Annotated in this window: 19 protein-coding genes and 2 pseudogenes; 5 read left to right on the plus strand and 16 right to left on the minus strand. The window is 39.2% G+C overall.

The genetic code is table 11. The annotated features are described in order from the left end of the window. Positions 1-215 precede the first annotated feature (215 nt). Positions 216-2,258, plus strand: coding sequence for a methyl-accepting chemotaxis protein (locus ACNSN3_RS08100; RefSeq protein WP_418606958.1), 2,043 nt, complete (start codon positions 216-218; stop codon positions 2,256-2,258). 40 nt (positions 2,259-2,298) lie between these two features. Here ACNSN3_RS08100 and ACNSN3_RS08105 read toward each other — a convergent pair whose 3' ends face one another. The 3 genes from ACNSN3_RS08105 to ACNSN3_RS08115 form a co-directional block, all read right to left on the minus strand. Beyond that, positions 2,299-3,006 carry a pirin family protein gene (locus ACNSN3_RS08105; protein WP_418606959.1) on the minus strand — a complete coding sequence of 236 codons (708 nt, stop codon included), beginning with the start codon at positions 3,004-3,006 and terminating at the stop codon, positions 2,299-2,301. Between the two features lie 30 nt (positions 3,007-3,036). Then, on the minus strand, positions 3,037-3,987 hold the full coding sequence (locus tag ACNSN3_RS08110) for a glutathione S-transferase family protein (protein ID WP_138621225.1): 951 nt from the start codon (positions 3,985-3,987) through the stop codon (positions 3,037-3,039). Between the two features lie 78 nt (positions 3,988-4,065). Next, positions 4,066-4,518 (minus strand): DoxX family protein, encoded by a 453-nt coding sequence (locus tag ACNSN3_RS08115; RefSeq protein ID WP_418606961.1) that lies wholly within the window; start codon positions 4,516-4,518, stop codon positions 4,066-4,068. Positions 4,519-4,642: 124 nt separating this feature from the next. Between ACNSN3_RS08115 and ACNSN3_RS08120 the strand changes: the two genes are divergently transcribed. Continuing rightward, positions 4,643-5,533, plus strand: coding sequence for a LysR substrate-binding domain-containing protein (locus ACNSN3_RS08120; RefSeq protein WP_418606963.1), 891 nt, complete (start codon positions 4,643-4,645; stop codon positions 5,531-5,533). A 62-nt stretch (positions 5,534-5,595) separates the two neighbouring features. On the opposite strand, the gene ACNSN3_RS08125 is transcribed toward ACNSN3_RS08120, so the two are convergent. The 8 genes and pseudogenes from ACNSN3_RS08125 to ACNSN3_RS08160 form a co-directional block, all read right to left on the minus strand. Further along, positions 5,596-6,006, minus strand: a complete 411-nt coding sequence (locus ACNSN3_RS08125) for a hypothetical protein (protein ID WP_010390302.1) — start codon at positions 6,004-6,006, stop codon at positions 5,596-5,598. Positions 6,007-6,145: 139 nt separating this feature from the next. Beyond that, complete coding sequence (locus ACNSN3_RS08130; protein ID WP_010390303.1) at positions 6,146-6,988, minus strand: HDOD domain-containing protein; 843 nt, start codon at positions 6,986-6,988, stop codon at positions 6,146-6,148. 234 nt (positions 6,989-7,222) lie between these two features. After that, the gene (locus ACNSN3_RS08135; protein WP_075169106.1) at positions 7,223-7,573 is read right to left on the minus strand and encodes a cupin domain-containing protein; all 351 of its coding nucleotides are present in this window, start codon (positions 7,571-7,573) and stop codon (positions 7,223-7,225) included. Beyond that, complete coding sequence (locus ACNSN3_RS08140; RefSeq protein ID WP_010390306.1) at positions 7,570-8,886, minus strand: NAD(P)/FAD-dependent oxidoreductase; 1,317 nt, start codon at positions 8,884-8,886, stop codon at positions 7,570-7,572. Before ACNSN3_RS08140 ends, ACNSN3_RS08135 begins: the two co-directional genes overlap by 4 nt. 3 nt (positions 8,887-8,889) lie before the next feature. After that, entirely contained in the window at positions 8,890-10,161 is a 1,272-nt protein-coding gene (locus ACNSN3_RS08145) for an NAD(P)/FAD-dependent oxidoreductase (RefSeq protein WP_418609054.1), read from the minus strand. Then, positions 10,147-10,311: pseudogene (locus ACNSN3_RS08150) on the minus strand (rubredoxin); the annotation flags it as partial. The gene ACNSN3_RS08145 and the pseudogene ACNSN3_RS08150, both read right to left, overlap by 15 nt. A 102-nt stretch (positions 10,312-10,413) precedes the next feature. Beyond that, positions 10,414-11,832, minus strand: a complete 1,419-nt coding sequence (locus ACNSN3_RS08155) for an aldehyde dehydrogenase family protein (RefSeq protein WP_418606966.1) — start codon at positions 11,830-11,832, stop codon at positions 10,414-10,416. A gap of 2 nt (positions 11,833-11,834) precedes the next feature. Next, a complete protein-coding gene (locus tag ACNSN3_RS08160; protein ID WP_041708938.1) occupies positions 11,835-13,022 on the minus strand; it encodes an aromatic ring-hydroxylating oxygenase subunit alpha in 1,188 nt (395 codons plus the stop codon). Positions 13,023-13,385: 363 nt separating this feature from the next. On the opposite strand from ACNSN3_RS08160, the gene ACNSN3_RS08165 reads away from it, so the two are divergent. Further along, a complete protein-coding gene (locus tag ACNSN3_RS08165; RefSeq protein WP_021033099.1) occupies positions 13,386-15,050 on the plus strand; it encodes a BCCT family transporter in 1,665 nt (554 codons plus the stop codon). A 67-nt stretch (positions 15,051-15,117) separates the two neighbouring features. On the opposite strand, the gene ACNSN3_RS08170 is transcribed toward ACNSN3_RS08165, so the two are convergent. After that, positions 15,118-16,044, minus strand: a complete 927-nt coding sequence (locus ACNSN3_RS08170; RefSeq protein WP_010390313.1) for a LysR substrate-binding domain-containing protein — start codon at positions 16,042-16,044, stop codon at positions 15,118-15,120. Positions 16,045-16,239: 195 nt separating this feature from the next. Then, complete coding sequence (locus ACNSN3_RS08175; protein WP_010390315.1) at positions 16,240-17,538, minus strand: porin; 1,299 nt, start codon at positions 17,536-17,538, stop codon at positions 16,240-16,242. Positions 17,539-17,886: 348 nt separating this feature from the next. Here ACNSN3_RS08175 and ACNSN3_RS08180 point away from each other — a divergent pair, with 348 nt between their 5' ends. After that, positions 17,887-18,132, plus strand: a complete 246-nt coding sequence (locus tag ACNSN3_RS08180; RefSeq protein WP_054201077.1) for a hypothetical protein — start codon at positions 17,887-17,889, stop codon at positions 18,130-18,132. Between the two features lie 76 nt (positions 18,133-18,208). Here ACNSN3_RS08180 and ACNSN3_RS08185 read toward each other — a convergent pair whose 3' ends face one another. Then, positions 18,209-19,552 (minus strand): SPFH domain-containing protein, encoded by a 1,344-nt coding sequence (locus tag ACNSN3_RS08185; RefSeq protein ID WP_010390318.1) that lies wholly within the window; start codon positions 19,550-19,552, stop codon positions 18,209-18,211. Further along, a complete protein-coding gene (locus ACNSN3_RS08190; RefSeq protein WP_010390319.1) occupies positions 19,545-19,883 on the minus strand; it encodes a hypothetical protein in 339 nt (112 codons plus the stop codon). The genes ACNSN3_RS08185 and ACNSN3_RS08190 overlap by 8 nt, the downstream gene beginning before the upstream one ends. A 488-nt stretch (positions 19,884-20,371) precedes the next feature. On the opposite strand from ACNSN3_RS08190, the gene ACNSN3_RS08195 reads away from it, so the two are divergent. Beyond that, a complete protein-coding gene (locus ACNSN3_RS08195) occupies positions 20,372-22,504 on the plus strand; it encodes a pre-peptidase C-terminal domain-containing protein (protein ID WP_418606970.1) in 2,133 nt (710 codons plus the stop codon). 171 nt (positions 22,505-22,675) lie between these two features. On the opposite strand, the pseudogene ACNSN3_RS08200 reads toward ACNSN3_RS08195, so the two are convergent. Beyond that, a pseudogene (locus ACNSN3_RS08200) lies at positions 22,676-23,487 on the minus strand (alpha/beta fold hydrolase). Between the last annotated feature and the right edge of the window lie 238 nt (positions 23,488-23,725).

A 23,725-nucleotide genomic window follows, 5' to 3' on the forward strand; every position in this document is an offset into this window, starting at 1 on the left:
ACAGCAGAATTCCTTTATAAAAATGAACCAATTAGCCATATTTTAAGGGAATATGCCTTGCAAGGATAATAAAACCAATAAAAATTAGCCGTAATGTTTACACGAATTTTATAGCGTATAAAAAACACCCAATTAATTTACCCACCTGCTTGGCATAAACACCACTATGTGACTAATATCTACTCTAGATACAGTAAGATAACAAGGATTGAAACATGCGAATAAATTCAATTAGAACCAAAGTCATTTTGCCAATTGCTTTTTTAGCATTGATCCTTGCAGGCTTGCTAGTTGCCATAGCTTCAATTACTTACATACAAGACAGCGCTATGAAAAGGCAAACCGAAACCTTTTTTGAAGCTGTTACTGTTATTCTCAATGCCGACAGAGACATATATCAAGCACGTATTGCACTTGAAAATTTACTCAGCGCCACTGGTGATAGTGAGAAGAATAAAGCAGAGTTTTTAGAAAACGCAGAGCAAGTAAAAGATCGCTTTAATAAATACTTAACCTATTTAAAAGATGAAGAGGCATTACTAGCAAAGCATGATTCATTTTCCAACTTTATGCCTTTGTATAATGAATGGGTAAATCATAGTAAAACGCTCATTGATACCAACCACTCACAAGGTAAAATGCAAAGTGATTTAAATAAATCTGAACCTGAATTTATAAAAATACGCGAAATGATGGATCAGGCAGGTGAAGAGCTTCGCGCTTATACTAATAAACAACAGCAAGATAAAGTGGGGGCTGAGCGTTTAGGGCGTTATGTAGAAGCCATTTCAGAGATACTAAATGCCGATAGAGATATATACCAAGCCCGGCTTGCAAAACAAAAAATAGTAAACCAACACGGTGATTTAGCACAAAATCAAAAAATATTTGAAGAAAACGCAGCCCAAGTTATTCGTCGTTTTCATAGTTACCGTAGTTATTTAATTGACGAGCCGCAGCTAACACAAAAATATGCCAACTTCGATCAGCTTTACCAGCAATGGTATGAGCAAAGCAAAGCCTTGATTTACTCAACTCCTGCAAAGCAAGTCGCTTTAATTGATAATAATTTAGCAAAAGCTGATAAAAGCTTTAACGAATTAAGAAATATACTTGATATTGCAGGAGAAGAAGCACGCACGCATGCCAGAGCTGTAAAACAAGACGTACAACAAAGCATTCAACTTTTTGAAAAAATTGTTTTTATTGTGATTATTATTGCCTTTATTGTCGCTTTAGGTGTGGGCTATTACATTCCGAAAAAGCTAACCGATAATATCAATAATATTACCCTTCGTATTAAAGAAATAGCCGCTGGCGATGGCGATTTAACCCAACGTATTAACACTACATCACACGACGAATTAGCTGATTTAAGCAATGAATTTGATAACTTCTTGAGCCATTTACAAACAATAATAAAAAATATTCAGCAGCAATCAAGCCAACTTGGTGCAGTAACGGGTGATTTAAATGATGTATCTGATACCGCGATGGAAGTAACCCAAAAACTTGCTAATGCCTCTGAGTCAATAGTCAGTGCGGGTCATGAAATGGACATGGCCAATCAACAAATGGCAGAGCTTGCAAAAAATACAGCGCAGGAAGCCGATATATCTAGCGAGCAGGTAAAGCAAGGTGTTCAAGCTATTGATGTGTCTAGCAAAGCGATTGAAGACTTAGCTAACGATATTAAGTCTGCATTAGCGAATTCGGTTGAACTAGAAAGTAGCTCTACCGATATAACCTCCGTTCTTGAAGTAATACGTAATATTGCAGAGCAAACAAACTTATTAGCTTTAAATGCAGCGATTGAAGCCGCTAGAGCCGGCGAGCAAGGCCGTGGATTTGCAGTGGTAGCTGATGAGGTAAGAACGCTTGCCACACGAACTCAACAAAGCACAGACGAAATTGATACCATGATCCAACGCTTAAATGACAATGTTAAAGCGTCGTCTGATTCAATCAAAAATAGCCAAACTAATGCCAATACCACCTTAACCAACTTTGACTCAGTAATTACCATTTTTAATAGCCTGACTCACGCATTTGAAAAAGTGCAGCAAATGTCGGCTGAAACCGCACAAGCTACACAAGAGCAGTCACATGTGGCTAACGAAATAAATCGAAATTTAGTATCATTAAAAGAGCAATCTGCACAAATGAAACAAATTTCATCGCAAACCACGCAACAATCTAAAAATGTATCGGCTTTATATAAGCAAATGAAATCGCAAGTAGAAAGCTTTAAAGTATGAGCGAGTAACAATTACAAAGTTAAGCGCACGTAAATTGCGCTTAAATTTTGCTATCGATAATAATCAATTCACACTCAGTGGTTGCCGTTAAAGTGATGGTTTTAGTCTGTGTAACTTCTGCGCCATCACCTTTATTCATGTTAACTGAGGCTGACTCATCGCTAATAATAAGCTCTCCTGCCGATGCCAGTACATAGGCTTGATGATCAATCGGCTGTTTTATTAATGTGCCTTTTGCCAGCTTACCACCATAAATACGCGCCTGCTGATTAATAAACAGTGCACTATCGGCATCTTTTGGATAACCTGAAACCAGTAAGCTAAGGCTGCTTGCAGCTTGCGTAGGAAACTTTTTACTTTCCCAACGCGGCTCAACATTGTGTTGATTACTCTGAATCCAAATTTGATAAAACGTTAGTGGTTCATCTGTTAGGTTATATTCTGAGTGGGTAATGCCGGTGCCTGCACTCATTACCTGCACCTCACCTTGCTCGGTGATCCCTTTGTTGCCCATACTATCTTGATGAGTAATGGCACCACTACGGATAAAACTAATAATTTCCATATTTCTATGTGGGTGCGCACCAAACCCCATACCTGGGGCTACCCAGTCATCATTAACTACACGCAAAGTGCCAAATCCCATACGAGCAGGATTATAATAATTCGCAAAACTAAAATGGTGCTTTGACTTAAGCCAACCATGATCAGCATTGCCTAAGCTATTTTTTGGGTAATGAGTAAGCATATTTTTTCCTATACGTTATCTCTACGTCATTTAGTATTGACGGTCTCGATCATGGGCAGCATCAAACGTGTGTTTAGCACCTAAAGGCACAATTTGCGTTGGGTTAATGGTTACGTGACTGACGTAGTAATGCACCTTTGTGTATTCTAAATCGACCGTTTCCTTTACCCCAGGTACTTGGTAAAGCTCATTAATGTAGTTACTAAGATGATGAAACTCACTTAACTTTTCTCGATTACACTTAAAGTGCCCGTGATACACAGCATCAAAGCGGATAAGTGTGGTAAATAATCGCCAATCGGCTTCAGTGAGTTTATCGCCCACTAAGTAACGCTGTTTTGCTAATCGAGTTTCTAACCAATCTAAGCTATCAAACAAGGCGGTGTAAGCTTCGTTGTAAGCTTCTTGAGTTGTAGCAAAACCGGCTTTATACACCCCATTGTTAATGGTGTTATAGACACGGTTATTCACCGTTTCTATTTCTTCACGTAGCGCATCTGGATAATAATCGTCGGTGTTACCAGTAAGCTCATTAAACGCACTATTAAACATGCGAATTATTTCTATTGATTCGTTGTTTACAATAGTCTGCGTTTTTTTATCCCATAAAATAGGCACGGTAACACGCCCTTCATAGCTAGGGTCGGCTTTTAAATACAATTGGTAAGCGTAATCTAAGTTATAAAGTGGATCGCCCTGCTCGCCAAATTCCCAGCCGTTTTCCATCATAGGTGCTTCAACAATACTCATAGAAATAATGTCTTCGAGCTGCTTTAATTTACGAAATATAATGGTGCGGTGCGCCCAAGGGCAAGCCAAGGATACATATAAATGATAGCGACCCGCTTCTGGTTTAAATTTACTGTTTTGCGCTGATGAAATCGTATCTCTAAAGCGGCTATCTTGGCGTACAAATTTACCGTCGCTTTTTTCAGTGTCATACCATTTATCGACCCATTCACCGTTAACAAGTAATCCCATGTCCGTCTCCTTAGTTTATAGAGTGTGCCAACCTTACGCAGGTTGGCAGCTTAAAGTTCAATCACTTATGTGACCAGCTTATTGATTTAATTTGTGATAAATTTTTCCATCAAGGGATAGCTTTCCAGCTCCTTGGATCAGTAAAGCTAGGGTAATGGCTAACAGCGATAACGCAAATTCATAACCGTTATTGCTCATAAATAAACCGTTATCTATGTGTGTGGTAAAAATAGCAACTACCATAGTGATAGCCAGTACAAAACTCGCAGGACGCACCAGCAAACCAACGATGAGTAGTAACCCACCAAAAAATTCAGCGCCACCGGCCATTAATGCCATTAAATAGCCCGGTGCTAAGCCAATCGACTCCATCCATTGCCCTGTGCCTTCCAAGCCATAGCCGCCAAACCACGCAAACAGTTTTTGTGCACCATGAGCACTAAACACTAATCCTGCAATAAGCCTTAATGGTAGTGTTGCAAAAGACTGTTCAGTTTTTGTGATGGCAGCTGTGATATTTTTAATCGTCATAGTTTTAACCTGTATTGTTCCAATTGAGTATGCAGCTATTGTATAAGTTGAATTAAAATTAAATAACTCCTATTATTTGCTCTATATGTTCAAATATTTTGAACAGTTAATATTGGGTATCATTATGAATACACCCCCTATAAGCATAGAAGCTTTACTGGTACTGGACGCCATTGAGCATCGTGGCAGTTACGCAGCCGCTGCAGAGCAACTTAATAAAGTACCCTCAGCCTTGTCGTATATTGTTAATAAACTTGAAGAGCAATTAAATGTAACCTTGTTTCAGCGCCAAGGTCGACGTGCCGTTTTAACCCCAGCAGGTAAACATTTACTGACCGAGGGGCGTAAAGTACTCAATGCTATAAATAATTTATCGGAGCAAACACAAACCATAGCTAATGGCTGGGAGCCACGGATACGTATTGCCTATGACTCTATTTTTGACATAAGTGACGTATTCAAAAATCTACAGCTATTTTTAAATGAGCATAAAAATATTGAGATAGACATTAAAGAGGAAGTACTTAATGGCACTTGGGAGGCTTTAATTGAGGATGACGTTGATTTAGTGATTGGCGCACCGGCCCCTGTACCTAATCAAAAGGGGATCAGAGCGGTAAAAATAGCTGATATTCAAAATGTTCTGGTGGTTCACCCTAGCCACCCGTTAGCGCTACTAAAAACCCCCACTGAGCCCAGCGAACTCGGTCAATACACCACGGTTATAGTGCATGACTCAGCAAAGCAAGGTATTCCGTGGTCAGCTAACTTAATCGAAGGTAATCAGCGTTTTTATGTAAGTTCTGTAAGCCAAAAAATAACCGCTATTTTATCCGCTATTGGTATTGGTTATTTACCTGTAAACCTTATTACTGAGCATATAAAAGCTAACAAACTGCATGTTGTGGAACTTACCGAGCCACGCCCAACTCAAGACTTATACCTTGCATGGAAAATAACTAACAAAGGTAAGGGGCTGAAACAGCTGACCCAAATTATTCTAAATAGTGTTTAAGCCTAATAAACGTAAAAAGCCCATGCTGAAACAGCATGGGCTTTTTGAAACTTTAATAAATATTACAGCGCGAGATCTTGCTTAGCGCGCGTTAAATTGTGCGACACTAACTCGTTACCTGACATTTGTTGTGCTTCGTAAAAGTCTGATAATGCAGCTGTTTCGTTTTTAGCCATTAAACGTCCTACACCACGGTTACTTAAAGCAAATGAAGTTAGCTCACGTACTTTAAAACGTGGGCCAGTGCTTTGTTGTAATAAAGTAATTGCTTTTGAGCAGATTTCTTCAGCTTGGCTATAATTTTTTGATTTTACATTTAATGCACAATCGTTAAATGCAACTTCGAATTCTTGAGGGGCTGTTTTAGCCTCTTCAATAACCATTAACTTGTAATCACTTTGATCAGCCATTACAGCAGCTGAGCAAGTTAATAAAGAGCCAAGAGCGATGGTTTTGATAAGTGAGCGTTTCATGATTAATTTCCTATTTGGTTAGTCGTGCTTGTTGCCGACAACTAAACTTTAGAGTGTTTACTTAATCTCGACAAACGATTAAAAACAAACCAATAAGTGAAAAAAACTAACCTATAGGTTTTAAGCTGCTAAAAAGCGATTAGCAGTTCAAAAAGTCAATCACCTCTTCTTGTAGATCAATATAATCGTCTTCTGACATATTTAATGTTGCTAAAACGTGTTTTTCTATATCATCCCAATCTTTAGTGGTGTCACCGCGTAAAACACAATTAACCAGATTCTCAGACATTTTTAAAACGCTGTAACACAATTGTTGGTTACTTCCAGTTATGTTACTTAGCATGCTCAAATCGTGATGACGTAAAATAAGCTGACAAATATCTACGGGTAAATGCCAGCTGGTCGCTAAGTAATAACCCACAGTGGCATGATTAGTTCCATATAAACGCTCTTCTATATCTATCAAGCTTTCTTTATGGGTATTATTTGAAGTATGCAAAGCACTCACGTAATTATCAAATTTGATTGCCATTGGCACAATGCCACAATCATGAAACAAACCAAGCGTATACAAGTACTCAACGGGGACATTATTTAGACGTTGTCCAATAATCATGTTTACATCAGCAATTTCTGAGGCGGTATCCCAAAAACGTTCAAGGCTAATACAGCACTCATTTTGGGCGAACATTTGCTTTAGCTTTAGGCTAGGAACTAAAGCTTCAATGCCATTCCAACCTAAAAACATAATGGCTTGTTTAATATTTGACACACTACGAACTAAGCCATAAGCGGGTGAATTAACTATCTTTAAAATAGCGGATGCAATAGCAACATCTTTAGCGATGATTTCTGCGGCGTCTGAAAGCGAGGGCTCTTGTGCAGATGCTAATAATTCAAGATCATTTAAGATTTGCGGTCTTGGTGGAATAATAAAGTTTTTATTTACATCTGATAATACCTGCTCATTAACTACAATCATCGATGTCTAGCCTCCAGCTAAGCTATATGGATTATTTATTTTATTCCATTTGAACTTTTATACTAGAAGTTGATTACTCAATATTCAATATTTTACCTATTTTTAAAATTAACTATTTGTGGCTTAAGCTTTTATTTTTCATTACTAATGCAACCTAAAAAAACGGCCAATAAAAAAGCCCTCAAATGGTTGGTTAGAGGGCTTAGGAACTAATTTGAACACTTAAAATGGCAGTTAGGCTATACCATGTATCTCTTTCCAATTACCTGGATGAACAACATAACCAAACAATGCATGTCCGCCATATACCAGCTCTGTTCCTTCTGGTATCCAGAGCATTTGCCCTGGCTTAACATGATGGGTTTCGCCATTTGCGGTTAACTCGAAGCAGCCTTCTATAACAAATACAACTTCATCATAAAGTACTGTCCATGCTACTTTTGCACCTTCCCATTTCGCAAAACCAACACCTATATTTGGTGATATTTCAGTGCTAAGTGCACGAGCCACGTAGGCCATCCCAGGCGTATCTCCACGTACATTAAAGTCGAGTAATTTACTGTCTACTAATTTAACCTGTTTCATATTTCACTCCTACTTTGCCATTTGGCAAGTTTAATTCGGCTTTTTACTCCTAAACCAAGCAATGGCTCTGGTGGATTTAAACTTGGCATACCCGTTACCTGCTGAATATCATCAAGCGACTGCGATGTTGCCCCCATAACATAATCAGCAAGCAAAGTACCCGACACAGTTCCCCAAGCAACCCCCACACCGTTATCACAGGCGCTGGCAAACACTCCATCATCGAGTTGGCCAAAAAAATTAGTGAAATTTCGCGAAATAGCATAGGTGCCTCCCCACGAATGTGTAAAAGGCACATCGACTAGTTGTGGATAGCGAGCTAAAAATACTTTGCGATGATCGTTTTGAATTTCCTGACGCAACTTATCACTAATGCTGTTGCCATATTTAGCTACATGTTGGTAGGTATTACGAATAATAATACGACGATCAGCGGTCATCCTAAGCGTTGTGCCAGCGTGATCAGCGGGTGTAAGTCCCCAATCAAGTAAACCTGTATACTGCTGCATTTCTTTATCGTTTAGCGGTCGGGTCCAACTAGCAAAAGTCATTACAGGAAGTAATCGATTTTTTAAAAAACCAAACTCACGAGTAAAAATACTTGTACCCAGTAATAACTGAGGTGTTTTAATGCTGCCGTGCTCTCCTTGCAACAGCCACCCTCCTTGCTCTTTCTCCAAGCGCACAATAGGCGAATGCTCAAATACCTCAATGTTTTTTGGTAAGTTAGCACCTAAACCACAGGCTAGTGCTGCGGGTTGAACCAAGTACCCCCCCGGGGTGTAAATAGCACGGCTGTAGTAATTAGTGCCTAATACTTTTGCCAAATCAGTGCCAGTAACATGCTCAAATGGTTCGCCTAAATCGGTCATAAGATGTTCGAAGTGATCAAGGTAAGCTTCACCCCTAGCGCCTACTGCACCTTGGTATTTACCCGCAGCCGACCACTGGCAATCAATGTTATATTTAGCGACTAAAGAAGCAAGCTGATCAATCGCAAAACGATTAAGTGACAATAATCTTTGCTTATGTGCAGGATCTGGGTGCTCAAGAGAGAATTTATGCGGTAAGTCAATCACAAACCCTGAATTACGCCCTGATGCACCTTGGCCTATTCGCTGTGCATCAATTAAGGCAATTCGTGCATTTGGCGCGTGCTCAGCTAAACGGCGTGCCATAGCTAAACCAGCAAAACCAGCGCCTAAAACCACGTAGTCAGCCTTTTGTGCCCCCGTTAAAAGCGCTTGTTTAGGCTGCTTTGGTAAAGCGTTATACCAGCCACAGGTATTATCATCATGCGGTAAATGAATCATATTTTACTCCGTTGCTGCTAGGTTATTTAAACTTATTTGCTCTAACCAATAACTGCGGTTAGCCTGTACTTGTTTACCTAACAGAGCAAAACCAAGTACTTGCTCATTAGCATCATTAAATACAGCCACTAACTCTTCACCTTGTTGTTTTATATGCCACTGACCTTGCGCCATAGGTGGTACAGGAAAAATAGTTAACGGCATTATAGGGGTTTTAACAATAACGGGACTCGGCAAAAATTTGGCGTTAGTTACATTGCCCAACAGGCTATTGACTAAAGCAGGTAGAATTTGATTTATGGGTGCAATATATGGCTGCCATCCTTGTGATGTTTGCGCACAGTCACCTAATGCAAATATAGCAGGGCGACTGGTTTGGCCATCGTCATTTACTTTAATACCACGCTCAACTTCTAATCCAGCTTGCTCAGCAAGCGTTACATTTGGCACTAATCCTACCGCAGATAGCACCACGTCAACTTCAATCACTTGACCACTATTTAAGTGTAATAATGAAACAGAGTCGTTGACTTCAATACGGTTGATACTATCTTCTAAATACCATGATACCCCCAAGTCTGCTAACTTTTGCTGTAAGGCTTCGCCGACTACTTGTGGGATCAGTCGATACATTGGCCACTGCCCTAAACCGATGACACTCACTTCATAGCCTTTGGCACTCAAGTCATTTGCAAATTCACAGCCAATTAACCCATCGCCTAAAATAGCAACTCGCTTTTTACTATCAAGTTTTGCTCTCAATTGTGCATAATCGTGCAAATCATTCACACTTAGTACTTCTGAGGCGTCTCCAGCAATTGGAATTTTAATTGCTGACGCACCTGTCGCTAGTACTAAACGCCCATACTTATAACGCCCTATGCTGGTGATGAGAGAGTGATTATCTGCATCTATTCGTTCAACACGTGTATGCGGATAAACACGAATATTAAGACGCTGCTCCCACTCAAGTGCGGCTTCGTTTTGTAAATCAGCTGCGCTTTTCCCCATTGCAAAAGCATTCGAAAGTGCAGGTTTGCTGTAAAGTGCGCCGTCATCAGCGGTGAATACGGTAATAGCTACGGTTGATGATTGTTTACGTAATGCAGCCGCTACTTGATAACCACTGTGGCCACTACCAATGATAACAATTGGGCCTTGCGGTTCATCAACAATGGTCTCAGAAACACGAGTGTGTTGAACAACAGCTGGTTCAGTTACTTCATCTTCAGTTACTTCATCTTCAGTTACTTCACGTTCACTTATTTCGATCATTTCAAAATCGGCTTTGCCCACTAAACAATCTGGACATACCCAATCCTGTGGTACATCCTCCCAAAGGGTACCTGGAGGAATACCATCAGCAGGCCAACCTTGGGCCTCATCGTAAATGAGGCCACAAATAATACAGAGCCATTTTTTCATTTCTCTATCCTAATAATTTGGATTTAACCCTGTGGGTTATCTACTGCAGAAAGTCACAAATAGATAAACCGTAAGTTTTATAAACTGAGTCGTTGCCACTCGTTATAAACGTATAGCAATATTGCGTGTTTGCATGTAGTTGTAGATGGCTTCTTGACCTTTTTCTCGACCAAAGCCAGACAATCCAACTCCGCCAAATGGCGTTTCTATGCCACCGGCAAACCATTCATTTATAAAAACTTGTCCACCACGAAGTTGCTGAGCCACTTGTAATGTTTGGTTAAGTGCTTCACCAAACACACCTGCTACTAAACCAAATTCAGTGCCATTAGCTATTTTTACAGCCTGTTGCTCATCTTCAAATGGCATAATAACCAATACAGGGCCAAATACTTCTTGTTGAGATATGGACATATCAGGGGTTGCTTCGATCACAGTTGGAGCAACATAGTAACCTGCCAAATCAGGAGCATAGCCACCACATAAAATAGTTGCCCCCTCTTTTTTAGCTTGTTCAATCATTGCCAATACACTGATTTGTTGAGCTTGAGAAACCACGGGCGTTAAATCGGCCTGCTCTTCACCTGAGCCGATTACTAAATTTTCAGCCATAGTAACCACTGCCGATTTAATCTCTTCGTAACGCGCTTTATCTACCAGTAAACGCGACATTGCAGAGCACACTTGTCCAGCATTAAAGAAAATACCTGTTTGCACACTGCTGATAACTTTCTCAGTAGCCGCATCTTTAAGAACAATAGCTGCAGATTTACCACCCAATTCCATTACAGAAGGTGTTGCACGCTCAGCTGCACCTTTTAGAATACGTTGCCCAGTGGGCACTGAACCGGTAAAAACAATTTGATTAACATCATTATGCTCAACTAGGTGGCTCCCCACTACTGAACCCTTACCACACAACAGGTTAATAGCGCCTCTTGGAAAGCCAACACTTTCGAGTGCTCTGACTAAATACACCATACCAACAGGCGAAATTTCGGGTGACTTAATGACTACTGCATTACCCGCCGCCAGCGCTGGAGCTAAAGAGCGAGCACAGATTGAAACTGGGAAATTCCAAGGTACAATTTGTACTGATACACCCATAGGGATATATTGCGTAAAATCAATATAGTTTTTACCTAAAGGAATCGACGTACCTTCGAGTTTGTCAGCCATGCCGCCATAGTATTCAAAATAACGAGCAGCCTCTAAGAATTCATCTTTTGCATCCGCTAAGGTTTTACCGTTTTCTCTGCACAGAGCTAAAGCACCTTCATCAGCTATCTCTTTGATAGCTTTTGCTGCATCAAGCATCCACGTTGTGCGCACAGCTGGGCGTACATCGCTCAATAGTCCACGGCTTATACATTGTCTGGCGGCTAGCATCGCATTGTTTGCATCATCAACACTGGCACTTGCAATCGTGCTATATTCCTGAGCTGTCGCAGGGTTTATTACCGAAATATGAGTGTGAGAATCACACCACTGGCCATTAATGAAGTTAAGATAATGAGTCATAATTAAGCCTCCGTCACAGATTTCACTTGTTTGGCAAGCCAAATTTGGAAGAAGTGTGTTGGTGTATCCATTTCAGGTGAAAAAGCCCCACCACCAAAACCAGGTGAGTACCGTCCTTGCTGCATTCCTTCAACTGCGCCAATATCTTCACCAAACACGACACGCCATGATTCAAGTGTTGCAGTACGACACGCCGCATACTCATCTTTAGTTGCCTCATCACTAATATAGAAAATACGTAAACGTTCGATAGTTTTATCTGTACTAATTGGGTCGATCATCATTGCAAAAGCGTGATCAGCTTGAATACCAATAAGTACATTTGGAAATAAAGCAACATATTCAGCATGGCGTAGCTTTTCCTCAGGCCAGCTTGGGAATTTTGGTAAGTGTGTACCAGCAGTATCAGAAAGGTTATATTTATAGCTACCTTGACCAGAAAAACGCTCATCGAACATGATATTGTAGTGATCTTCTAATTTAGAATAAGTATTTAACGCTGGATGTACCCAAGGTAAATGATAGGCTTCACAGAAGTTTTCTATGGTTAACTTCCAGTTACTTTTTACTTCAATTTCTAAGTGTCCGCCCATATTTGCACGACGTAATAAACTCAAACCATCGTCACCTAAAAACTCTTGCCAACGCTGTGTTAAAGGAGCTATATGTTCATCGAAAGAACTCGCCTCGCCAGATAGATTAATGAATACCATATCCATCCAAATAGCTGAGCGGATTGCTTTTAGCCCATGCTTTTCACATGCAAAACGTTCATCGTTATGCTTACCGATGCCACCTAAATGTGGAGTGCCTTTTAAGCTTCCATTTAAATCATAGGTCCATGAATGATAAGGGCAGCGGATCATGCCTTGCACTTCTCCTGCTTCATGTACTAACTTCATCCCTCGATGGCTACACACATTATGAAATACCTGCACTTCGCCTTGGCGACTCTTCATCATTAATAAAGGTAAGTCCATAAAATCAATTGGCATAACATAACCGTTTTTGATTAAATCTGATGCAAAACCAACGCACACCCATGTGTTACTAAAAACATGATCACGTTCAAAATTAAAGTACTCAGGATTGGTATATGCCTCGTTAGGCATACCTGTTGCTTCATGTATCGGGTTTAGTACACGATCAATTTGCTTAATAGGAATTATTGTTTGTTTTACAGTGCCCATGCTCATTCTCCGAACGGTGTGTGTTTTAAAAAAATTTAAAGAGCAAAGTTCAATAATTAAAACCCATAGTTTTAACATTAACCTCACGCCCCAAACCCGTAACAACATTCTGTTATCAGATGTGTTGATTTTGATTAACAACAAAGCACTAAACAAACGATAATTTAGCATCTCACTCATGAGTTTTTGTAATGGTTAAGAGTGCAATAATATAAATATTGCTTACTGGTTATAAATAAGCGGTAACATCGCATAAGCAAAGCTCATGGATTGATGAGGATTAATCATTTGTAAATTGCCGGTTAATTTTTTAGTTTCTTACCACTTATTTAACAACAACAAAAAAGACAACGGAGCACACACATGAAAAAATCCGTAATTTTGGCTAAGTCTGGTTTTTTAAAGGGATTAAATCCGACGGTGACAATCGCATCGAAGGTAATTCTAATCGCCTTTATTTTATTCATAGTCATACTTGCAAATAAAGCAGGGCAGTATTTTGAAAGCCTTTCGACTTTTTTACTCTACAATATGAAATGGTTTTCTATTGGCTTAGTAACTTTAGTCGTTGGTTTTTTACTTTATTTGATGGTAAGTCGATATGGCCATATTCGACTGAGCGAAAATGACGACGATCAGCCTGAATTTAGTTTTTGGGCATGGATAGCCATGTTATTTTCTGGGGGGATGGGTATTGGACTGGTTTTTTGGTCTGTAGCAGAACCCATGTGGCACTATGCTGCAAACCCATTCACCGAGGGATTAACCAATGAAGCAGCGTCAATGTCAATGCAGCTTACTTTTTACCATTGGGGACTCCATCCGTGGTCGCTTTTTGTAATAGTTGCCTTAGCCTTGTCTTATTTTTCTTACCGTAAAGGCCTTCCTTTTACCTTTCGCTCTATTTTACACCCACTGGTGGGCGATAGAATTTATGGCCCTATAGGACATGTTGCCGATATTATCACGGTAGCCGTTACAGCCTTCGGCATCGCGCAAACCCTGAGCCTTGGAGTTATTCAAATTAACTCTGGATTACAACAAACGTTTGGGATAGAGGTTAGCCTTGTTACTCAAACTGTGCTTATTATTGTGCTATGTACCATTGCTGTAGGCTCGGTTTTATCGGGCGTTGGTAGAGGAATACGGCTACTCTCACAATGGAATATGTTGCTGTCGTTACTATTAGTATTGATAGTACTTGCAGTGGGTCCGACCCGTTATATTTTAAATGTATTTATGGAAACATCAGGGAATTATGTACAAAATTTAATTTCGATGGGGCTGTGGACTGATTCGCAAAATGACTCAGGATGGCAAAGCTCTTGGACCGCTTTTTATTGGCCATGGTGGTTAACTTGGGCACCGTTTGTAGGTATGTTTATTGCGCGAATTTCAAAGGGACGTACCATTCGCGAACTTATTGGTGGTGCTTTGGTAGCCCCAACTGTTATTGCCTTTATTTGGCTTTCCGTATTTGGTGGTAGCGCCTTAAAAATGGAGCAAAACGAACGTATTGCTGCACAACAACAAACCGTTGTAACACAAAACCAAGTTACAGAAACAAACGCAGAACCCTTTAGTGGTGGTGTTGTATTACAAGCAACCAAAGCAGATAGTACACGTGCCCTCTTTACCTTATTTGATAATTTAGACAGTAACTTATTAGGTAAATTACTGAGTGTATTAGCCTGTATCTTACTTGCTACTTATTTTATAACCTCAGCCGACTCGGGCACCTTAATATTGTGTATTTTAGATGCTGCAGGTGATACTGAACCACCGACCTCTATACGTATTTTATGGGGTATAGTTATTGCACTTATTGCATGGGTACTTATTTATGCAGGAGGCCTGCAAGCAATAAAGTATGCGTCAATCATCATTGGCTTCCCTATTTCTATATTTATTTTAATGATGGGTGTTACCTTGTTTTATAGCATTCGCCGTGAACCAAAGCCATGGGCAATGTTGCCGCAACACGTACATCCGTGTAAAGAAAAACTGGATGGCCCTGTGGAGCACTAAATCAATATAATAAGACTAATAAACAAAAACCCTGCTATTTAGCAGGGTTTTTTTATTGCGATGTAATTTATACTAAACCGGTATCGCCTACTTCTTCAGGAAGTTGTGTTAATAACCATTCTCTAAAATACTTTACACTCGCAGGTATGCGGCCACCGTTATCTGGCTCTAGTAAAGAAAACTTAGATTCAGTGGCCAATACATGCTCGGTTGGACGCACTAATGCACCACTTTGTAAGTATTCATCAGCCAGAGACCCCCACGCTAATGCAATGCCTTGACCATTAATTGAGGCTTGCAACAACATGGGGTAATTATTTATGTTAATGCGGCTTTTAGGAGCTATCTGCTCAAGTCCTACTCCTGCAAACCACTCATCCCAATTAACCCATCCCATTTGTGTTTCATCTAAAAATAAAATTGTTTTATTAAAAATATCTTTCGGATCGTTCGGATTACCAATTTTTTCAAGATAGCCAGGACTACAAACTGGAAACACTTCTTCGCAAAACAAAGTGGTCACCTTCATATTAGCTGGAGGCGTGCGACAAAAAAACAATGCTAAATCGCATTCTAAACGGTTTAAATCAACTACATTATCAGACGCTAATATTCTCAAATCAATGTCATCATATTGATTTTGAAACTCAGCAACTTTTGGCAATAACCACAATGATGCCATTGCATTAGTTGTAGCTACGGTTACTTTTTTATCACCTTGCCATTTTTTTACCTCTCCTGTTATATCTGCAATATCTAATAAGGAGCGACTTATAGACTGATAATACTGCAGACCAGCTGAGGTTAAATGAATACTGCGGCTTGCACGAGTAAATAAGGCTTTACCTAAATACTCTTCTAACTGTCGTATTTGACGACTTATCGCACCTTGAGTAACGTTAAGCTCATTTGCTGCAAGAGTAAAACTTAGGTGGCGAGCAGATGCTTCAAATGCAACTAAACTGTTTAGCGGTGGTAATGGACTAATTTTCATATAATTTCCTACTGCGTTTCTATCAAAGAAACTAATAACCAATCCATTGAAGGTAAAAGTAAGTACTGAATATATTTTTAAACATTGAGTTAATCAATTACAAATTTGGTAAGGGTTTTAGTGTGGGTAATTAATTAGTTTGTGAAGACATATAAGCACACGCCCAATGTGTAGACGTGTGCTTTGAATATTGGTTTAGAAGTAATAGCCAATATTAATGTTAAAGCGACGCTCAGTTTCGCTGCTATCGCCCGCTAATGAACCACCAACAAATGGCATATTTTTACCATGAACTAAGTCAAAGTAAGTAAATAAACCACCAGCAGCTACCGAGAAACCGGTTACGTTCATCCACGTATCTCTGCTGTTGTCTGATTTGTCGTAAATAGCACTATAGTCGTTGTAAAACTGTAAGTTTGTTACCGCGCCCCATTGTACCGGTACGCTGTATGCTACGTTTGCACTCGACATTGTTGCCTCTGCCGCCATGCTGTCGTAAAACGAGTAAGCGCCCACAGCAATACGGTTTACGTTATCAATATCGTAGTTGTATTCACCGTGTTGAAGTTGTAAGTTCCAAGGGCCCATATTACTGTTTAAATGTAATGCCCACGCGTTGTAGTCACCTGCGCGGTCAACACCATCATGCAAGCCACCTGCGAGTGCCGACACACCTATTTCAGTTTTACCACCTTCATGTTCTAGATGGTAGCCGTAACGACCTGAGAACGTATTGTACTCGCCTATAGCATTAGTTGGCTCAGCATAAACACCATCTCCAGCTTCTCTAAAGCCAACAATGTCGTAAGAATAGCGATCGCTGCGGTTATCTACATAACCATCAACACCACCTAATTCATCATTTTTGAAAAAGCCCAAATCAAGCTGCCAGTTATCAGCAATCTTACGCTTAAATAACACCCCTAAATCGTGGTCGTCTTCAAGGCCAACATAATAGTTAGTGCTGAAAAAGTAGTTATGTGAATTGTATGGCCAGTTACCAAAAGGAACCTTGGTAATACCTGCTTGAACTTGCCAATCATCAGCAAAATCGTAAGCTGCATAAGCGTATTTAACAGCGGTCATATAATCAAAAAAGCGAATTTCAGCGTTTAATTTTACATCACCAACGTCGCCTGAGAAATTTAAGCGAAAAATATCAAAGTCAAAATCGCCGCCGCGATTTTTATTATCGTCATCATACGAAGTATGGCTGTAGTTGGTTCGAACAGCACCACCAACTTTAATTCCCTGAGGCTTGTGTTCATGTTTAGCTACTTTAACTTCAGCTGTATCTTCTTTCACTTCAATGGTGCGTTCGATTGATTTTTCACTTTTTTGCTCTGCTTTCGCAAGTTGCTTTTGCAGCATTTCCACTTGTTTTTGTAAGCTACTTAATTGCTGCTTTACTTTATCAAGATCTGTATCTGCATGTGCCTGATGTGAAAAAACAACCATAGCCACTGCTAGTGCTAAAGGTTTCATAGGTGTCATAATTTGTCCTTGCTTGCCTTGTTGATATTATTAACTCGAACTTGGTCAGCGTGAGCTAAGTACCTGCTTGATTTTACATGTTGTTTTACAATGATAACGTATTTTTACAACTCTTCAATTACACTTTATGATTTTGCGCAACACACCAGCAACACACAAACTACTTTTTAGCAGGGTAAGCATGACAATTAATCATCATTTTAATAAATAAAAGCAGTAGCTTGCAAAATTAAAGCTTAAAAAATAGCAGGATGATCATGTACCTATTTTTAATGTGTTATTATTTGAGAAATCATATTTAAAACAGCCAGTTTGCTGCTACATATATAAATTGAGGACGCTCAAAAAATGAAAAATAACGATACCTTTAACACGATTGCTACGTTAATTTTTAAACATCTTTATAATAACTTTCCAACTCCAAGTCAGTTAGATCCTGAACAATTAATTAGCGATGCCTCAGATCATCAAGGTGAGCAAATAAAAGGAACAATCGCCTTTCTTCTTCATGAAGAATATATATTTTCGACGCCAAGCGCCGCTTTTTTGCTAACCGAAAAAGGCTTTAGCCACGCTTTGTGCCCTAAATTTTAATCTCACCGTTTAAAAAGCGATACCACAAAAAAAGCCCTAGCAATTAAAGCTAGGGCTTTTTAATGATTTTTAACGTTTATTTTTTCTCTTTTTCTAAACGCTTTTTAAGACTCAAAGCCGCATCTGCAGCCAACAAACGCATAAATTCAGAGCCATTGTTTTGTTCGCCTTGACCCGCACCTATAACAATTTCAGGCACTAAGCGGCTGTTACCTAAGCTATTAAATAAAGCCGTTTGAATTTTAACTTCTGCTTTAAGTGTTTCATCAAACACATATTTAGGATCAAGTGCTGCTGACTTTGCTCGTAAACGTGCTTCAGCTAATACATCCATGCCTAAAGCTTCTAAGCGTTGCTGTTTTAAAATTTCTTCTTGCTCTTTTGCAAGCTCAGCCTTCACTGCGACACGCTGTTGTGCAGAAATAATCGCATTGGCTTTTATTCGCTCTGCATCAATTTGCTCTTTAATTTTTAGCTTTTCAGACTCAGCTCTTTGCTTTGCAATCGCTTGTTCGCCTAATGCAACTTCTGTACGTGCTTGTTGCTCTGCCTTTTTAAGGTTTTGTCTTGCAAGCGCTTCATCTGCTGCAGCTTGCTTTTGCGCCTCTAAGCGCGCATTTACCTTATTTTCGTAATCAATATCAATAATACTCGCATCAACCACCGTGATGCCGTAAGAGCCTAAAATAGGTGCATTACGCAGCGGCTTACCTTCAGCATCTTTCTTTATGTTAATGGTAACGCGTTGTTGCTTACTTAAATTGCTTAAATCGTCAGACTTGTCACGCTCGCCAGTACTAATAATTTGCTCAGTAACAAAAATGCCATTAGTCAGTTGATCAGAAAAATCTTGGCTTAATTGACCATTACCACCTGAATAATGTTGCTCAACCGACATCATACGTGCCGACGCTTTTACATTTTCTGTAGTGGCACGCATTAAAAGATTAGATATCAGGGTTTCTTGGGAGCCAAATTCTTCATGAATTTTTAATAATCCACGTAAAGCGCCCGACTCACTTGCCGGTACATTACCTGGTAATCTAAAACGTGATACTCCTCTGGCGCCACCTGTCGTGGTATCTAAGAATCGAATAGGAATGAGTGGTACAATGGCACTCGCTGTTGCACTGCTATCGCCGGTAAAGTTAATTGAAATAACTTTTTTATAGGCAGATGTGGTACCAAATGCTTTTAAGTAAGGGCCCGCTTGATTTATTACCGTTAAATTACCAGTAAAAGCTGACTGATGAACTAACCGTTCATCGGCTTCATTCCATGAAATAACCTGCGAAGTTAATGTTGCAATAACTGCTAACACCACAACAACGGATGTTAGTAAAATCACATTACGACGACCAAAACGCGCCATAAATGAAGTGTTTTTTGCCTCAGCGACTGTTTGTTGCTCGCTATCCATTTTTAGTACTCTCCATGTTTAGTTTCTTTTTTACAAAATACGTAATTTCTTGTTCGCTTAAATGCGCACAAAAACTACCCGATCGATGCAAATCTATAAATGTTGCAAGGATCTCTTGTTTGCCTTTAATTGTTTTTTCCTGGTTTTCTTGGGTTTGGTTTTTCTCGCTAAGTTGAGCAATAAGATCATCAATGATGGTGTCTTTATCAAATAACACATTATATTCTTTTGACTTTCTTACTCGACTCTTACGTACATTGCTGTAAATCACATAAAGCGCCACACACAAAATAATAACAAGCGTACTTAACCCAATAATATAAAAAATCATAACGTCTGCTTATATTAATTGAATAATTAACCCTAACAACAAATGTAACGATTAAATCACAAATGTTAAGCCGATAATTTTACAGAATAACGACCCAAATAACAGAATTAATACTTGGCTCTTGTATATTTTTGTAAAAATTAAAATAGAAAAGTTTAATATCTGAAGTCTCAACATCAACAATGTTACTTTTAGTGAGTGTGGGTGACAGCCGCTTAGAGTCAACGGTAAACATCTTCTGTTCAAACTTTCATATTGAATATTAAGCCATTTATCCTTTTTAAAATAAGCTGATTTCAAAGTGAAAAATGCAATAGTTTCCGAGTAAAGTTAAAAATATTTAAATTTTTTCTGGCGAAGATCAAAATGCGGCCTACCCTTAGTATGTAAATTAGGTACTGATTATTTGCTCAAAATTAAATCATATGGGCATGCAGTTGATCATTTACGTTACATCAAACCACTTATTAGTGAAAAAGGATATAAAGATGAAAAAATGTAAATACGCAGCATTGCTCGCTACAGCTATCTATGCACAATACAGTTTTGCTGCAATCGATGAGCTCACTATTTTACAACACACTCAAGAAGCAAAAAAAACCACAATTGCCAAACACGCTAATACCCATGTAAATCTTTCTAGGCAATTTACAATCGAAACAACACAAGGTCCTGTAATTACTCAAACTGTATCGCACCCTAATGCTGATTACATAAAGCTACATTTTAGCCAAGTAGATCTAAATGGTGACGCAAAGTTAGTCGTTAGAAGCGAAGACAACTCAGAGCGTTATGAATATAGTAGTAATAATATGGACGCTGCAACAATCGATAGCTTAAACGGAGATGATGGTGTGCATTCATTTTCTTCTATGTCGGTTTCAAATGACAGCGTTATCATTGAATATTACCCTGATCCAAAAAACAGTAAGCAGCAACACCAGTTTGGTGTTATTGATAGCTATTATTACGGCACTGAAAGCGCCAATATAGATATCAACCAACAAAATAAACCTGCCCCTTTGTCTACCTGCGGTATTAATGAGCGCAAAGACGTGCAGTGTTGGGCTAATTCCAACCCAACAGAGTTTGACCGCAGCCGCCCGGTAGCACGCTTAGTAATTGGTGGACGCAGCTTATGTACCGGTTGGCGCGTTGGCAGCGATAATAAGTTATTTACCAATAACCACTGTATAGAGACTGCATCTGAGCTTGCCTCTACAGAAGTGTGGTTTAACTACCAAAATAAAAGTTGTAATGGGACAACCAGAGAAACTATTGTAAAAGTAACAGGTAAAGAGTTTTTTAAAACTGACTACACGTTAGATTACACCCTATTTAGTGTTAATGACTTTGCCAATATTGAACAGTTTGGCTACTTAGGGCTTGATGTGCGAAACGCACAGCAAAGTGAACGTATTTATATTCCGCAACATGGTTCAGGTAATCCTAAGGAGCTGTCGATAGAATCGGATCAAGACACCAATGGTTTGTGCCAAGTTAATGCCCCCTCAACGAATGGGCGTGGAAGTAATACTGATATTGGATACTATTGTGACACTATAGGCGGCTCTTCTGGTTCTCCTGTTGTTGCAGCATCAAGTAATCGTGTTATTGCACTTCATCATTTAGGCGGATGCTACAATAAAGGCGCCAAAATAAGTAAGATTTGGCCCCAAGTCGCAACTTACTTTAATAACACAGTGCCTGTTGGCGATAACGACGGTAATACACCACTGCCACCTACCGCACGTTTTGAATACAGCTGTGAGCAATTACAGTGTAATTTTGATGCAACAAGCTCCAGCTCAGCAGGTACTATCAATAGCTATAGTTGGAACTTTGGCGATAATCAAACCGATACAGGTGCAACTGTAGTGCATAATTTTGTATCTGAGGGTGATTACGACGTCTCTGTTACGGTGCAAGATAGTAACAGTAATACAAACACGCTAACCAAAACGATTAGTGTTTCAAATGGCTCACCAACAGAAGTTGAATTAACTAAAGGGCAAGCATTAACAGGCCAAAGTGCAGCATTAAATCAAGAGACTATTTACTATATTGATGTACCTGCAAATAGCACTAACATTTCAATCGACATAACGGGTGGTTCAGGTGATGCAGACCTCTATGTTAAAAAGAGTACAGTGCCAAGCACAAATAATTACGACTGCCGCCCATTTAGAAATGGTAACAATGAAAGCTGTAATATAAGTCAAGGAGAAGGTCGTTTTTACATTATGCTTAAAGCGTATAACAGCTATCAAAACGTAACTATCGTGGCTAATTATGAAAATAGCGCACCACCTACAGATAATGATACTCGCGTATTAACATCTCGTGCTTATGGATTTCCAGATTTTTGGCAGCGCTATAGTTATGTAGTACCTACAGGCGCAACCACTGTAAACATAAAAACATTGGGTGGCGAGGGAAATACTAACCTCTATGTTCGAGCGGATGCAGCGGTAACAAAAACACAATATGATTGCTTATCGAACAACAAAGACAACAATGAAAGTTGTATCTTAGAGGTGAGTTCAGGCCAGACATTACAAATCGGCTTGTTAGGTGTCACTAATTACGATTGGGTTAAGCTTGTTGCAACTGCAAAATAATTAATATCATTCCCCTAAACAAAGCACTGCAGTGAACCTGCAGTGCTTTTTATTTGGGTTTAATTTACTCTTTTAATGCAGGCGTAATAAACATCACAATAAATAAAGAATACCACCTATTACAAAAAGAACTCATAGTTAGTCGTTATTAAAAAACATAATCCGATCTCGCTATTGAGTGCGTGATAATAGCTTCAAAACTTGTTTAACTACCATTTCTGGCTCATCATTTTGTGGATAGTGGTAACTTTACGCGTTAGCTTTATCTCACCTTGAGGAAAAGCATTAGCCCAGTTTGAATGCAGTTCTCCCCACATTTCACGCCCTTTTTCAGTAAAAAATAACACCGATGGATTTTCATATTTTTTAACTGAGGCAATAACCGTCACGGGAATATCTGCTATTTGTGGATAATCGGGTAAAGGTCGCTTCGACCAAAAGTCTAAATACTGATTCGACATGCCGTTTTTCATATCATCACGTTTTATAGCGGCAATTTCTTTTTCAGCGCGCGGTAAATCAATCTTACGCATAATATCAACATCATGCTCTGAGGCGGGTTCAATTAACATTAACGCTTTAATGTTATCGGGGTAACTTGCTGCAAATACCCTTGCGATATAAGCACCATAAGAATGCGCCACATAAACTACTGGTTCATCAATTTTTAGCGCTTTGAGTAATAATAAAGCCTCAGTAGCATACTGCTCTGAGCTATAGTTTTTCTTTATTTGCGAAGAGCCGCCATTGCCAATTCGAGAATAGCGAATTACTTTTGCATACTTAGTAAGCGAGTTATAAATGGGATCCCAATCACTAAGCCCTGCAGAGCCACCCGCCTCGAGTAAAATAGTGTGTTTGCCACTACCCGCCATTTCATATTCAATATCAAAGCCATTTACTTTAACTTTAGCAAGCTCAGCAAACACAGCGGTTGAGGTGATTAATACCCAAAATAGAATCGTTTTTATTATTAGTTTCATATTGTTAAAAGAATATGGAGTGTTGGCTTAAGTTTATAACATTAAGCACTATGTTTATAAATAATTTCTCTATCACATACTCTTTAAAATAAATAATCACTTCAATCACTCTTAAATCGTGTTTTGACTAATAGATTTCCCTATTCAAACCTATAAACCTCTGTGACCCTATGCCATAATCTAAATAATTCATAAATTTAGTAACTTGGCGGTATATAAACCGTTTCAAGCTAACTTA

Origin of the sequence: Pseudoalteromonas sp. US3C1004 (genome assembly GCF_048401065.1) — a bacterium.
GTDB lineage: Bacteria > Pseudomonadota > Gammaproteobacteria > Enterobacterales > Alteromonadaceae > Pseudoalteromonas > Pseudoalteromonas undina.